The 14,616-nt window shown below is 71.9% G+C and carries 14 protein-coding genes and 1 rRNA gene; all 15 read left to right on the top strand.

Annotation, left to right across the window (positions count from 1 at the left end):
* Positions 1-8: 8 nt before the first annotated feature.
* Positions 9-125: ribosomal RNA gene (gene rrf / locus EDM22_RS07740) — 5S ribosomal RNA — on the top strand.
* Positions 126-1,186: 1,061 nt separating this feature from the next.
* Positions 1,187-2,119 carry a hypothetical protein gene (locus EDM22_RS07730; RefSeq protein ID WP_122936479.1) on the top strand — a complete coding sequence of 311 codons (933 nt, stop codon included), beginning with the start codon at positions 1,187-1,189 and terminating at the stop codon, positions 2,117-2,119.
* Positions 2,120-2,127: 8 nt separating this feature from the next.
* A complete protein-coding gene (locus EDM22_RS07725; RefSeq protein WP_122936478.1) occupies positions 2,128-3,156 on the top strand; it encodes an HAD-IIA family hydrolase in 1,029 nt (342 codons plus the stop codon).
* A 76-nt stretch (positions 3,157-3,232) separates the two neighbouring features.
* Entirely contained in the window at positions 3,233-3,439 is a 207-nt protein-coding gene (locus EDM22_RS07720; protein WP_138708045.1) for a hypothetical protein, read from the top strand.
* 4 nt (positions 3,440-3,443) lie between these two features.
* Positions 3,444-4,253 (top strand): TlyA family RNA methyltransferase, encoded by an 810-nt coding sequence (locus EDM22_RS07715; RefSeq protein WP_122936476.1) that lies wholly within the window; start codon positions 3,444-3,446, stop codon positions 4,251-4,253.
* Positions 4,208-5,164 (top strand): NAD kinase, encoded by a 957-nt coding sequence (locus EDM22_RS07710; protein WP_122936475.1) that lies wholly within the window; start codon positions 4,208-4,210, stop codon positions 5,162-5,164. Before EDM22_RS07715 ends, EDM22_RS07710 begins: the two co-directional genes overlap by 46 nt.
* Positions 5,157-6,857, top strand: a complete 1,701-nt coding sequence (recN, locus tag EDM22_RS07705; RefSeq protein ID WP_122936474.1) for a DNA repair protein RecN — start codon at positions 5,157-5,159, stop codon at positions 6,855-6,857. Before EDM22_RS07710 ends, recN begins: the two co-directional genes overlap by 8 nt.
* A 113-nt stretch (positions 6,858-6,970) precedes the next feature.
* Complete coding sequence (locus EDM22_RS07700) at positions 6,971-8,662, top strand: CTP synthase (protein WP_245989271.1); 1,692 nt, start codon at positions 6,971-6,973, stop codon at positions 8,660-8,662.
* Entirely contained in the window at positions 8,655-9,296 is a 642-nt protein-coding gene (locus EDM22_RS07695) for an NUDIX domain-containing protein (protein ID WP_122936473.1), read from the top strand. Before EDM22_RS07700 ends, EDM22_RS07695 begins: the two co-directional genes overlap by 8 nt.
* The gene (gene xerD / locus EDM22_RS07690) at positions 9,293-10,198 is read left to right on the top strand and encodes a site-specific tyrosine recombinase XerD (RefSeq protein ID WP_122936472.1); all 906 of its coding nucleotides are present in this window, start codon (positions 9,293-9,295) and stop codon (positions 10,196-10,198) included. Before EDM22_RS07695 ends, xerD begins: the two co-directional genes overlap by 4 nt.
* Positions 10,199-10,231: 33 nt before the next feature.
* Complete coding sequence (locus EDM22_RS07685) at positions 10,232-11,131, top strand: ParA family protein (protein ID WP_122936471.1); 900 nt, start codon at positions 10,232-10,234, stop codon at positions 11,129-11,131.
* Complete coding sequence (locus tag EDM22_RS07680; RefSeq protein ID WP_376917955.1) at positions 11,115-11,990, top strand: segregation and condensation protein A; 876 nt, start codon at positions 11,115-11,117, stop codon at positions 11,988-11,990. Before EDM22_RS07685 ends, EDM22_RS07680 begins: the two co-directional genes overlap by 17 nt.
* 115 nt (positions 11,991-12,105) lie before the next feature.
* Positions 12,106-12,720 carry an SMC-Scp complex subunit ScpB gene (scpB, locus tag EDM22_RS07675; protein WP_122936489.1) on the top strand — a complete coding sequence of 205 codons (615 nt, stop codon included), beginning with the start codon at positions 12,106-12,108 and terminating at the stop codon, positions 12,718-12,720.
* Entirely contained in the window at positions 12,707-13,534 is an 828-nt protein-coding gene (locus tag EDM22_RS07670) for a pseudouridine synthase (protein ID WP_122936469.1), read from the top strand. Before scpB ends, EDM22_RS07670 begins: the two co-directional genes overlap by 14 nt.
* Positions 13,531-14,613, top strand: coding sequence for a prephenate dehydrogenase (locus EDM22_RS07665; RefSeq protein WP_122936468.1), 1,083 nt, complete (start codon positions 13,531-13,533; stop codon positions 14,611-14,613). Before EDM22_RS07670 ends, EDM22_RS07665 begins: the two co-directional genes overlap by 4 nt.
* The last annotated feature ends 3 nt before the right edge of the window (positions 14,614-14,616 follow it).

Below are 14,616 nucleotides of genomic sequence, written 5' to 3'. Positions count from 1 at the left end.
GCAAGAGTTTCGGCGGCCATAGCGCGAGGGAAACGCCCGGACACATTCCGAACCCGGAAGCTAAGACTCGCAGCGCCGATGGTACTGCAGGGGCGACCCTGTGGGAGAGTAGGACACCGCCGGACATTCATTGAGGAGTGGCCACCCGAAGACGGGTGGCCATTCTTCGTTAACGGGCGGCTTCGAAGGCGACCGCAGTACGGTTGAGTCCACGAGGACTCCACACATCGACGGGATTATCGTGAGCGATTCGACGCAGGACGCGGCCGGCGGAGACCGCCCCCAGCGAGACCAGGGGGCTCGAGGCGGCGCCGGCGGAGCACGAAGCGGTGCTCCGAAGCGTGACGGCGCGCCCCGCTCCAGCGGTGAGCGGGGCGGATACGCCCGCAGCGGCCGAGACGGCGAGCGGAAGCCCGCGGCCGGCGGCTCGCGTGGCGGCGATCGTCCGTCGTACGGCGGAACTCGCGATGGCGGGCAGAAGTCGTACGGACGTCCCGCCGGCGGCGAGCGGAAGCCGTACGACCGCCCGGCGTGCGATGGCGAGCGGAAGCCGTACGACCGTCCGCATGGCGATCGTCCGAGCTACGGACGTCCCGCTCGTGATGGCGAGCGGAAGCCGTACGCGCGTCCCGCCGGCGCTGGTGAGCGCAAGCCCTACGACCGTCCGGCACGTGACGGTGAGCGTCCGAGCCACGGACGTCCCGCTCGTGATGGCGAGCGGAAGCCGTACGCCCGTCCCGCCGGCGCTGGTGAGCGCAAGTCCTACGACCGTCCGGCTCGTGACGGTGAGCGTCCGAGCCACGGGCGTCCTGCACGTGACGGTGAGCGCAAGTCCTACGACCGTCCGGCACGTGACGGTGAGCGTCCGAGCTACGGGCGTCCCGCTCGTGACGGCGAGCGAAAGCCGTACGCCCGTCCGGCCGGCGCTGGTGAGCGCAAGCCCTACGACCGTCCGGCACGTGACGGTGAGCGCAAGCCGTACGACCGTCCGGCACGTGATGGCGATCGTCCCGGCTACGGAGGAGACCGCAGGCCGCAGCACGGCGCATCCCGCCCCGACGACCGGCGCAGCGGTGCGCGCGTCGCGGGCCGCCCGGCCGAGCGTGCGCCTCGAGACGGCACGCAGCGCCCGGGCGCCTACGGCGCAGCCGAGTTGCAGGTGCGTCCGCGCCACGACGATCCGATCGTGCCCGATCGGATCGAGCCGCGCGACCTCGACAAGAGCGCCCGCCTCGAGCTGAAGACACTGACGAAGGAGAACGCCGACTGGGTCGCACGGTACCTGGTCGCGGCATCCGAGGCGCTCGAAGACGACCCCGCGCTCGCGCACCGCTACGCACTCTCGGCCTCGCGTCGCGCGGGCCGCATTGCCGTCGTTCGCGAGACCCTCGCGATCACGGCGTACGCGACCGGCGACTTCGCCCTGGCCCTGCGCGAGCTTCGCACCTACCGTCGGATCTCGGGGAGCAACGACCAGCTGCCGCTCATGGTGGACAGCGAGCGTGGCGTCGGCCGCCCCGATCGAGCGCTCGAACTCGGGCGATCGGTCGACCGGGCGACGCTGCCCGCCGGCGTGCAGGTCGGCCTCGCGATCGCGATGTCGGGCGCACGGCTCGACCTGGGCCAGCCGGAGCTCGCCCTCGCGGAGCTCGAAATCCCCCAGCTCGACCCCGACCGCGCCTTCTCGTACAGCCCGGCACTGTTCTCCGCGTACGCGGAGGTGCTCGACGAGCTGGGCAGGACCACCGAGGCCGAGGAATGGCGCGCCCGCTCTGCGCGCGCCGAGGCCGCGCTCGGCGGTGACGCCGACGACGTGATCGAGGTGTTCGAGCTCGAGGAGGACGGTGCCGACGAGGCGCGCGTCGAGTCGCAGGTGCCGGATGCCTCCACGGACGGGCCGGACGCGCCGGACGCGCCGGAGCCGACGCTCGCGCCGGTGTCGGACCGCACCGAGGCCGACGTCGACGACGCATCCGCCGACGGAACGGGCGCCGCCGAGGCCGACGACGACCACGAGGATCCGGGCGCCGTGCTCGAACCCGAGGTGGCAGCGATCCTCGCCGAGACGGCGGACGACCCGCGCCCCGGCTCGCAGCCCGCTGACGAGTCGGCTGAGTGACGTCACCGATGGGACTGTTCGGCACCCGACGCTCCGGCGCCACGCCGCTCGACGGCGTGGATGCCGTGCTCGCGGACCTCGACGGCGTCGTGTACCAGGGCCCGCACGCCATCCCGTACGCGGTCGAGAACCTGAACCGCGCGAAGGCGCAGGGTGCGGTCGGCTACATCACGAACAACGCGTCGCGGAGCGATGCATCCGTCGCCGCCCATCTGGCCGAGCTCGGCCTCGATGTCGTGCCCGCGGATGTCGTGACGTCGCCGCAGGCCGCGATGGCGCTGCTCGCGGGCGAGGTCGCCGACGGGGCGCTCGTGCTCGTCGTGGGCGGCGAGGGCATCACGACGGAGCTCGAACGGCGGGGCTATCGCGTGACCCGGTCGGCCGACGACCACCCCGACGCGGTGGTGCAGGGGTTCGCGCCCGAGGTCGGATGGCGGCAGCTCGCCGAAGCCTCGTTCGCGCTCAACGCGCACGGCGGACCGGGGGAGCCCGGCGGCATCCCGTGGATCGCGACGAACATGGACTGGACGATCCCGGTGGAGCGCGGCATCGCTCCCGGCAACGGCACCCTCGTGTCTGCGGTGCATACCGCAGTGGGCCGGTTCCCGCTCGTCGCGGGCAAGCCCGAGACGCCGATCTTCGAGGAGGCGCGCCGCCGCTTCGCCGCCGAGCGGCCGCTGGTCGTCGGCGACCGGCTCGACACCGACATCCTCGGCGCGAATCGCGCGGGCATGGCCTCGGCCATCGTGCTGACGGGGGTCGACCGGGCGAAGCAGCTCCTGGCCGCGAACGCCGACAGCCGCCCGGACTTCATCCTCGGCGACCTCCGCGGACTCTACGCGCCGTATCCGCCGACCGAGTCGGTTCGCGGCTCGGTGCGCGTGGGGTCGGCCCGGGTGAGGATCGACGGCCGGCACGTGGTCGTCGTCGACGAGGGCGACGGTGGCCTCGACCTGCTGCGCGCGGCCTGCGCAGCGGTGTGGAACTCCGGCGTCGCGATCCACGCACTCGAGGTGCCGGCACGACTGTACTCGTGATGCCCGTGCCACGCGGATGCAGCCGCGCGCGGTCGCGCGCGACTCCGGTGTCGGCGGTGCGGGGTAGCGTGGTGCTGTGAGCACAGGAGACATGGACTTCGACGCGCCCGACGACTTCGCCGGAGCCGCGATCGACGACGTCGCCTCCGCCTCGCGCGAGACGGCCGACGAGCTGGCTCGCATCGAGGCGGCGCCGCTCGGCGAGCGCTCGATCGGCTACGACACCCTCGCCGGTCGACTGCGGGCCGAGCTCGAGCGCTCCGATCCGTCGCGCGACGTCTGATCGCATGGCCGACCAGCGACTCGACGCCGCACTGGCAGCACGCGGGCTCGCGCGCTCGCGCACGCACGCGGCCACGCTCATCGCGGCCGGTGTCGTGACGGTCGACGGTGCGCCCGTCCTCAAGGCCGCCCATCGGGTCGCGGATGACGCGCGGCTCGAGGTCGCGGCATCCGACCACTACGTGAGCCGGGCCGCCCACAAGCTCATCGCGGCCCTCGACGGCTTCGCGATCGACCCCGCCGGACGCGTCGCACTCGACGCAGGTGCGTCGACCGGAGGATTCACCCAGGTGCTCCTCGAGCGTGGCGCTTCCACGGTGCTCGCGGTCGACGTCGGGCACGGCCAGCTCGCACTCGAGCTGCGCGGCGCGGCGGGCCTCGTGCTCGTCGAGGGGTGCAACGTGCGCCACCTCGACGCCGCCCGGCTGGCCGAGCTCACCGGCATCGCCGAGCGCCCGACGCTCGTCACCGCAGACCTCTCGTTCATCTCGCTCACCACGGTGCTCCCCGCCCTACGCGCGAGCGCGGCCGACGATGCCGACTTCGTGCTGCTCGTGAAGCCGCAGTTCGAGGTGGGCCGATCGGGCGTGCGCGAGGGCGTGGTGCGAGATGCCGCGCTGCGGTCCGATGCGGTCGCGAACGTGCTGTGGGCCGCCTTCGACCTCGGTCTCGGCACCGCGGGGATCCTGTCCTCCCCAATCGCCGGCACGCACGGCAATCACGAGTACCTGGTGCATCTCAGCTCGGTGCGGGGCGTCAATCCGACAGAATGGGTGAGTCGAGTCGAGCAACTGACCAAAGGATCGATCGCGTGAACGACGCACGGCACTTCCTGGTGGTGTCGCACACCGGCCGGCCGGCCGCCCTCGAGGCGACCAGCCAGGTGTGCGCGCAGCTGCTCGCTGCCGGCGCGGTACCCGTGATCGCTGCCGAGCAATGGGACGACGTGCATGCCGCGGTCCCGAGCCTCAACGGGCGCACGCGACGATTCGAGCACACGCGCGAGGAGCACATCGAACTCGTCATCGTGCTCGGCGGCGACGGCACCATCCTGCGTGCGGCCGAGCTCACCCGCGATCATCCCGTGCCACTCCTCGGTGTCAACCTGGGCCACGTCGGATTCCTCGCCGAGAGCGAGCGCGACGACCTGGGCTACACCGTGGCGCGGGCCCTCGCCCGCGACTACACGGTCGAGGAGCGCATGACGCTCTCGGTGCGGGCGAAGGTCGGCGACGAGGTCGTCTACGAGAGCTGGGCGCTCAACGAGGCCACGGTCGAGAAGGCCGAACGCGAGCGCATGCTCGAGGTCGTCGTCGAGGTCGACCGCCGGCCGCTCTCGTCGTTCGGATGCGACGGCATCGTCATGTCCACGCCCACGGGCTCGACCGCGTACTCCTTCTCCGCCGGCGGCCCGATCGTCTGGCCGTCGGTCGAGGCACTCCTGCTCGTCCCGCTCAGTGCGCATGCGCTCTTCGCCCGGCCGATCGTCGTCGGGCCGGAGTCGTCGCTCGCGGTCGAGATCCTGCAGCGCACCGAGGCATCCGCCGTCATCTGGTGCGACGGGCGGCGCATGTTCGACCTGCCGCCCGGCTCGCGGGTGATCGTGCGTCGATCGCCGGTGCCCGTGCGACTCGCGCGGCTGCACCAGGCACCGTTCACCGACCGGCTCGTCAACAAGTTCCAGCTCCCGGTGTCGGGGTGGAGGGGACCGGTGGGGCGTGATTGAGGAGCTCGGCATCCGCGATCTGGGCGTGATCGCCGAGGCCACCCTGCCGCTCGGGCCGGGCTTCAGCGCGGTCACCGGCGAGACCGGAGCGGGCAAGACCATGGTCGTCACCGCGCTCGGGCTCCTGCTCGGTGCGCGCGCCGATGCGGGCACGGTGCGGTCAGGCGCGAAGCAGGCCTGGGTCGAGGGCCGGTGGCTCGTCTCCGAGTCCGGTCCGATCGCCGAGCGCGTCGCAGAGACCGGCGGTGAGATCGAGGCCGGCGAGCTGCTGCTCGGCAGGTCGGTCTCCTCCGAGGGGCGCAGCCGTGCCGTCGTGGGCGGTCGCAGTGCACCCGTCGGCGTCCTGTCCGAGTTGGGCGACGAGCTCGTGGTGGTGCACGGACAGGCCGACCAGCAGCGCCTCCGTTCGGCGACTGCGCAACGCGACGCGCTCGACCGGTTCGCGGGTGCGGAACTCGCGCAGGCGATCGCGGAGTACCGCAGCGAGTACCGCGCGTGGCGCTCCGACACCGACGAGCTGGAGCGGCTCCGAACGGCGCACGACGCACGTGCGCTCGAGGCGGCCGACCTCCGCTCCGCGCTCGAGGAGCTCGAGGCCGCGGATCCGCAGCCCGGAGAAGACCTCGAGCTGCAGGAGCGCGCCGATCGGCTCACGAACCTCGAAGACCTGCGCCTCGCCGCTGCGCAGGCACACGAACTGATCTCCGCCGAGGCACCCGTCGACGACGCGCCCGATGCGGTCTCGCTCGTCGAGGCCGCGAGGCGGCACCTCGACCGCGTCGCGACCCACGACGCCGCGCTCGTGCCGATCGCCGAGGCCCTCGCCGCCGCCGGATTCGCGCTCTCCGACGCGGCCGTCGAGCTGTCCCGGTACCTCTCCGGCCTCGACGCCGACGGCGCACGCGAGCTCGAGATCGTGCAGGAGCGACGCGCCGTGCTCGGCGCGTTGCTGCGGCGGCACGGAGGCACGCTCGACGACCTCCTCGAGTTCCGGCGCACCGGCGGTCTGCGGTTGCTCGAGCTCGACGGCGACGACGACCGCATCACCGAGCTCGAGGATGCGGTCGCGCAGCGCTCCGTGGTCGTCGACTCGCTCGCCGCGCGCATCACGGAGCTGCGCACCGACGCTGCGGGCCGTCTCGCGCAACAGGTGACGGCCGAGCTCACCGCGCTCGCGATGCCCGACGCGGAGCTCACCGTCACGGTGCAGCCCGCCGCAGAGCTCTCGCAGCACGGCCGCGACCAGGTCGCGATCCTGCTGCGGCCGCATCCGGGGACCGAGCCGCGGCCCGTGTCGAAGGGCGCCTCGGGCGGTGAGCTGTCCCGCGTCATGCTCGCCATCGAGGTCGTGATCGCCGGCACCGACCCGGTGCCCACGTTCGTGTTCGACGAGGTCGACGCCGGCGTGGGGGGCGCCGCCGCCATCGAGATCGGGCGCAGGCTCGCGCGGCTCGCGGAGCGATCGCAGGTGATCGTCGTGACCCACCTCGCGCAGGTCGCCGCGTTCGCCACGAACCACCTGAGCGTGGTCAAGGGCACCGATGGGCAGGTCACCGCCTCGAGCGTGCGACAGCTCACCGGGGCCGAGCGCGAGGCGGAGATGGCCCGGCTCCTGTCGGGCCTCGCCGACTCCGACAGCGGGCTCGCGCACGCTCGTGAGCTGCTCGAGATCGCGGCCGCTCCCGCGGTGTGAGCGGGCGACCCGGGCGGGCCGGCCCGCGGCATCCGCTCGACGCGCCCGAGATGCGCGGGTTCTGGCATGTCGGAACCCCACGGCCCGAACGTCGGATAGACTATAAGCCCGTGGTGGATGAACGCGGCGCAGACAATTCGAACGACACGACCAAGCACATCTTCGTGACTGGTGGTGTCGTTTCTTCTTTGGGTAAGGGACTCACCGCAGCGAGTCTCGGCAACCTGCTCACGGCACGCGGTCTCCGGGTGGTGATGCAGAAGCTCGACCCGTACCTCAACGTGGACCCGGGCACGATGAACCCGTTCCAGCACGGCGAGGTCTTCGTGACCGACGACGGCGCCGAGACCGACCTCGACATCGGGCACTACGAGCGCTTCCTCGACATCAACCTCTCGCAGGCCGCCAACGTGACGACCGGCCAGATCTACTCCACCGTCATCGCCAAGGAGCGGCGCGGCGAGTACCTCGGCGACACCGTGCAGGTCATCCCGCACATCACCGACGAGATCAAGCGCCGCATGCGGCTGCAGGCCTCCGAGACGCCGAAGCCCGACGTGATCATCACCGAGATCGGCGGCACCGTCGGCGACATCGAGTCCCAGCCGTTCATCGAGTCGGCCCGCCAGGTGCGCCACGAGCTCGGCCGCAAGAACGTGTTCTTCGTGCACGTCTCGCTCGTGCCGTTCATGGGCGCCTCGGGCGAGCAGAAGACCAAGCCCACGCAGCACTCCGTCGCGGCCCTGCGCTCGATCGGCATCCAGCCCGACGCGCTCGTGCTCCGCAGCGACCGCCCGGTGACCGAGAGCAACAAGCGCAAGATCGCGCTCATGTGCGACGTCGACGAGGCCGCGGTGGTGAACGCCGTCGACGTGCCGAGCATCTACGACATCCCGACGATGCTGCACGACCAGGGCCTCGACGCGTACATCATCGACGCGCTCGGCCTCGACGCGAAGGCCGCCGACGTCGACTGGTCGGGCTGGAGCGAACTGCTCGCCGTCGTGCACGAGCCCAAGCACGAGGTCACGATCGGGCTCGTCGGCAAGTACATCGACCTGCCCGACGCCTACCTGTCGGTGACCGAGGCGCTGCGCGCCGGCGGATTCGCCAACAACACCAAGGTGTCGATCCGCTGGATCCCCTCGGACGAGTGCCGCACGCCCGAGGGCGCGCAGAAGCACCTCGCCGACCTCGATGGCATCTGCGTGCCCGGCGGTTTCGGCGTCCGCGGCATCGAGGGCAAGCTCGGCGCGCTGCAGTTCGCACGCGAGAACGGCATCCCGACGCTCGGCCTGTGCCTCGGCCTGCAGTGCATGGTCATCGAGTACTCGCGGAACGTCGCCGGCCTGCCGGGCGCGTCGTCGAGCGAGTTCGACCCCGACACCGAGTTCCCCGTCATCGCGACGATGGAGGAGCAGGTCGAGATCATCGCCGGCGGCGACCTCGGCGGCACCATGCGCCTCGGCCTCTACCCGGCGAAGCTCGACGACGGATCGATCGTGGCCGAGCTGTACGGCTCCACCGAGGTCTCCGAGCGTCACCGCCACCGCTACGAGGTGAACAACGCCTACCGCGACCGCATCGCCGAGGCAGGCCTCGTGTTCTCGGGGATGTCGCCGAGCCGCCACCTCGTCGAGTTCGTCGAGCTGCCCCGCGACGTGCACCCGTTCTACGTCGCCACGCAGGCCCACCCCGAACTCCGCAGCCGCCCGAACGATCCGCACCCGCTCTTCCGCGGACTCGTCGCGGCCTCGCTCGAGCGCCAGCAGGCGAGCCTGCTCTTCGACGTCAACAATGGCTGAGCACCCGCCGATCGCCGACGAGCCCGTCGAGCTGCCGGTCGTCGGCAGCGAGGTGGAGTTCGCGGGGCGCGTCTGGGACGTGCGTCGCGACACCGTCGAGTACCGTGGCGCGCACCTCGTGCGCGACTACGTCGACCACCCCGGCGCCGTCGCGGTGCTCGCGCTCGACGACGACGACCGGGTGCTCCTGATCCAGCAGTACCGGCACCCGGTTCGCAGCCGCGACTGGGAGATCCCGGCCGGTCTCCTCGACGTCGACGGCGAGCACGCCCTCGCGGCGGCGCAGCGCGAGCTCGCCGAGGAGGCGGACCTCGCGGCATCCGAGTGGTCGGTGCTCGTGGACTACCGCACGACCCCGGGCGGCAGCAACGAGGCGATCCGCATCTTCCTCGCACGCGGTCTCACGCCCACGGCCGTGCCGCATCCGCGCGAGGACGAGGAGGCCGACATGGCCATTCGCTGGATCCCGCTCGACGAGTGCGTCGACGCCGTGCTCGCGCGTCGCGTGCAGAATCCATCGCTCGTGGTGTCGGTGCTCGCCGCGCACGCCGCCAGGGCGCGGGGGTGGTCGACGCTCGCGCCCGCCGACGCCGACTGGCCGACGCATCCGAAGCTGAGGCCCGCCGCGTCATGACCTCCCGCGCGGTCGACGACTACCTCCGGCATCTCGCCGTCGAGCGCGGCCTCGCACGCAACACCCTCGCCTCGTACCGGCGCGACCTCGCGATCTACGCGGACTGGCTCGCATCCGCCGGCTTCGACGGCCCCGAGCAGGTCGCCGAGCGCGACCTCTCGGCGTTCCTGCGGTACCTCGGCGCCGAACGCGAGCCGCGGCTCGCGACCCCGTCGATCGCCCGAGTGCTCTCGGCGGTGCGCGGGCTGCACCGCTTCCTGGCCGACGAGGGGCGCACCCCCACGGATGCCTCGCGCGAGCTGCGGCCGCCGAAGATCCCCACCCGGCTGCCCAAGGCGATCCCCATCGAGGACGTCGTCGCGATCATCGAGGCCGCGGGCGTCGGCGACGACGTCATCGCGCTGCGCGACCGGGCGCTGCTCGAACTGCTCTACGCGACCGGCGCGCGCGTCTCGGAGGCGATCGGCCTGAACGTCGACGACCTCGTCGACGAGGAGGTCGTGCGCCTCTTCGGCAAGGGCGGCAAGCAGCGCATCGTGCCCGTGGGCAGCTACGCCCGCACCGCGCTCGACGCGTACCTCGTGCGCGGCCGCCCCGAGCTCTCGCGCCGGGGGAGCGCCACGCCCGCGCTCTTCCTCGGCGCGCGCGGCCGGCGGCTGTCGCGCCAGGCGGCGTGGGAGGTGATCCGGGATGCCGCGGAGCGGGCCGGCGTCGCCGCATCCGTGTCACCGCACACCCTGCGGCACTCGTTCGCGACGCACCTGCTCGCGGGCGGCGCCGACGTGCGCGTCGTGCAGGAGCTGCTGGGGCATTCGTCGGTCGCGACGACCCAGATCTACACGCTCGTCACTGCCGATACACTCCGGGAGATGTACACGGCAGCGCACCCACGTGCTCGCTAGAATCGACCAAGCCCTACCGCAGACGACCTGGAGATGAGACCCCACGTGACCGACGAGACGCACGACCCGGCGGACGGCACCGCCTCGCTGGAGTCGGATCTCGGTCCCACCGGTCGGCCGCTGCGCGACTTCCCCGAGCCGCCGCCGCTCACCTCGCACGGTCCCGCGCGCATCATCGCGCTGTGCAACCAGAAGGGCGGCGTCGGCAAGACGACGACCACGATCAACCTCGGCGCGACGCTCGCCGAGTACGGGCGCCGGGTGCTCGCGGTCGACTTCGACCCGCAGGGCGCGCTCTCCGCGGGGCTCGGCGTGCAGACGCACGACGTGCCGACGATCTACGACCTGCTGCTGTCGCGCCAGCTCGACCCCGCCGACACGATCCAGCACACCGGCACCCCGAACCTCGACGTCATCCCCGCGAACATCGACCTGTCGGCCGCCGAGGTCCACCTCGTCACCGAGGTCGCTCGCGAGCAGATCCTCGCGAGCGTGCTGCGGCGGGTCTCCGCCGACTACGACGTCATCCTCATCGACTGCCAGCCGTCGCTCGGCCTGCTCACGGTCAACGCGCTCACCGCGAGCCACGGCGTCGTCATCCCGCTCGAGTGCGAGTACTTCGCCCTGCGCGGCGTGGCCCTGCTCATCGAGACGATCGACAAGGTGCGCGACCGACTCAACCCGGCGATCGAGCTCGACGGCATCCTCGCGACGATGTACGACGCCCGCACGCTGCACTCCCGCGAGGTGCTCGAGCGGGTCGTCGACGCCTTCGGCGACAAGGTGCTCGAGACGGTCATCACCCGAACGGTGAAGTTCCCGGATGCCACGGTCGCGGCGACCCCCATCACCGAGTTCGCGCCCGATCACCAGGCATCGCGCTCATACCGTCAGCTCGCCAGGGAGCTGGTCGACCGTGGCGCGGTCGCCTGAGCCCAGGCCGGCCGCCGCGCTCTCCGCGGCACCCGAGCGCGCCGACGGCGCGGGGAGCCCGGCCGCGCCCGCCGACCCGGGGTTCCGGGTCGCGCTCACCAACTTCGAGGGGCCGTTCGACCTGCTCCTCTCGCTCATCGCCAAGCACGAGCTCGACATCACCGAGGTGTCGTTGTCGGCCGTGACCGACGAGTTCATCTCCTACCTCAAGGGCCTCGACTCGGCCGAGGAGCTCGACCGGGCGAGCGAGTTCCTCGTGGTCGCGGCGACCCTGCTCGATCTCAAGGTCGCCGGGCTCCTGCCGCAGGGCGAGCTCGTCGACGCCGAGGACGTCGCCCTGCTCGAGGCGCGCGACCTGCTCTTCGCGCGCCTCCTGCAGTACCGCGCCTTCAAGGAGGCGGCCGGCTGGTTCGGCACCCGACTGGAGGCGGAGGGCCTGCGGCATCCGCGCGCCGTGCGACTCGAGGAGCGGTTCCGCAAGCCGCCGCCCGAACTGCGCTGGACTCTCTCCGCCGAGGACTTCGCCGCGCTGGCGGTGCTCGCGCTCACGCCGCGCGAGATCCCCGTGGTGGGACTCGACCACCTGCATGCGCCGCTCGTCTCGATCCGCGAGCAGGCGGCGCACGTCGTCGCGGTGCTGCGGCGGGGCGACTCGGTGACGTTCCGTCAGCTCATCGCCGGCGTCGGCCAGCCGGGTGTGGTCGTCGCACGGTTCCTCGCCGTGCTCGAGCTGTACCGCCACGCCGCGATCGGCTTCGAGCAGGTCGAGCCGCTGGGCGAGCTCACCCTGCGCTGGGCGGCCGACGAGCACTGGTCCGACGACAATCTCGAGAGCCTGGGGGCCGACTATGACAGCTGAGACGGATGCCGCGGGCGTGACGGGTGCGGCGGAGGGTCTCGAGACGCCGGCGGAGCCGGCTCCTCGACCCGCACAGGACGACGGACCCGAGGTCTCGGTGGCGACGCCGCTCGACATGCCCGGACAGCCGCGCCTCGACCTCGATCGAGCGATCGAGTCGATCCTGTTCATCGCCGACGAGCCGCAGAGCGTCGTGCACCTCGCGGCCGCGGTCGCGCGGCCCGTGGCGGAGGTGCGGGCCGCGATCGCACGCCTGCGTGCCGACTACGACGGCGAGGGCCGATCGGGCGAGCCGCGCACCGATGCCGCCGAGGCACCGGCAAGCGGCGGCATCCGTCGTGCGTTCGAGCTGCGCGAGGTGGGCGGCGGCTGGCGCTTCTACGTGCGCAGCGAGTACGACACCCTCGTGACGAGCTTCGTCGCCGCGCAATCGTCGACCCGTCTCTCGCAGGCGGCGCTCGAGACGCTCGCGGTCATCGCCTACAAGCAACCGATCTCGCGCTCGTCGATCGCCTCGATCCGGGCGGTGAACGTCGACTCGGTCGTGCGCACACTGCTCGGCCGCGGCCTGATCACCGAGGTCGACACGGATGCGGAGACCGGCGCGATCCTCTACGGCACCACCGAGCTGCTTCTCACGAACCTCGGGCTCAACGCGCTCGACGAGCTGCCGCCCATCTCCCCGCTGCTCGACGGCGGACAGGAAGGATTCGAACGTGACCTCGTCTGACCCACAGGCCGACCCGCGCGGCACCGAGGGCGTGCGGCTGCAGAAGGCGCTCGCGGCGGCGGGCGTCGCCTCGCGACGCGTGTCCGAGCAGCTCATCGTCGCCGGCCGCGTCGCGGTGAACGGCGAGGTCGTCACCGAGCTCGGCAGCCGTATCGACCCCGCCGTCGATCACATCGCGGTCGACGGCGAGGCCGTGCAGCTCGACCCCCAGAAGCGCTACTACATGCTCAACAAGCCCACCGGCGTCGTCTCGTCGATGCGGGACGAGCACGGCCGGCCGGACCTGCGGCGGTTCACCGACGCCCTCGACGAGCGCGTCTTCAACGTGGGCCGCCTGGACGCTGAGACGAGCGGGCTGCTGCTGCTCACGAACGACGGCGAGCTCGCGCACGTGCTCGCGCACCCGTCATTCGGCATCGAGAAGACCTACATCGCCAAGGTGACGGGCCGGATGAGTGCGCAGACGCTGCAGCAGCTCAAGCGCGGCATCGAGCTCGACGACGGCCCGATCGCCGTCGACCGCGCCAAGATCCTGCAGCAGCAGGGCGACGATCGCCATACGATCGTCGAGGTCACGCTGCACTCGGGCCGCAACCGCATCGTGCGACGCATGCTCGACGCGGTGGGGCATCCGGTCGTGGAACTCGTGCGCCGCAGCTTCGGCCCACTGCACCTCGGCACGCTCCGATCCGGCGCGATGCGCGAGTTGACTACAGTGGAACTCGGCCAGCTGCTCACGATCTCCCGCGCCGCGGATGTCGGTCGTTCGGGCGGCGCCGACACCCACCCGCACTCGCACGAAGGGGACTCGTGAGCGAATCACGCCTGATCGGGCCGGTGCGCGTCGTCGGCGCCGGGCTGCTGGGCACGAGCGTCGCGCTGGGCCTCCGATCGCGCGGGATCGACGTGATCCTCGCCGACGCATCGCCCACGCACGTCGCCATCGCGATCGACCTCGGCGCGGGTCGCGCGGCACGCCCCGATGACCGCCCGCAGCTCATCGTCGTGGCCGTGCCGCCCGATGTCACGGCCTCGGTCGTGGCGGCAGAGCTCGCAGCGTTCCCCGAAGCGATCGTGACGGATGTCGCGAGCGTCAAGACGGGCATCCTCGCCGAGCTCGCGGCATCCGACGCCGACGTCTCGCGGTACATCGGATCGCACCCGCTCGCCGGTCGCGAACGCGGGGGACCGCTCGCCGCGCGCGCCGACCTCTTCGCCGGCCGGCCGTGGGTGGTCGCCGCGCACGACGCCATCAGCTACCAGCGCGCGAGCGCGATCGACGACCTCATCCTCGACCTCGGCGCGACGCTCGTCGAGATGTCGCCCGAGGAGCACGATCGCGGCGTCGCCCTCATCTCCCACGTGCCGCAGGTGGTCTCGAGCATCATGGCGCGCCGGTTCCTCGACGCGCCCAATGCGGCGCTCGGCCTCGCCGGGCAGGGCGTGCGCGACGTCACGCGCATCGCCGCGAGCGACCCCGACCTGTGGGTGCAGATCCTCGGTGCGAACGCAGCGCCGGTGCGCGACATCCTCATGGACTACCGGGACGACCTCGACCGGTTCATCGAGGCGCTCGGCGATCCGACCGCACCGGGGGCGCGGCGCAAGGTCGCCGAGGAGCTCACGGGCGGGAACACCGGAGTCGAACGACTGCCGGGCAAGCACGGCACCGACAAGCGCTTCACGACCATCATCGTGATGATCGACGACCGCCCCGGCCAGTTGGCCAGGCTGCTCGCCGAGATCGGCGAGATCGGGGTGAACCTCGAAGACCTCCGTCTCGAGCACTCGCCCGGCCGCCAGGTGGGCCTCGCCGAGATCGCAGTACTCCCCGAGGCGGCCGACCGCCTCACCGACGAGCTGGCCGCGCGCGGCTGGCGGATTGCAGGCTAGCAA

It is taken from the genome of Agromyces tardus (assembly GCF_003710805.1).
GTDB lineage: Bacteria > Actinomycetota > Actinomycetes > Actinomycetales > Microbacteriaceae > Agromyces > Agromyces tardus.
This window is presented reverse-complemented; position numbering and strand designations above follow the sequence as displayed.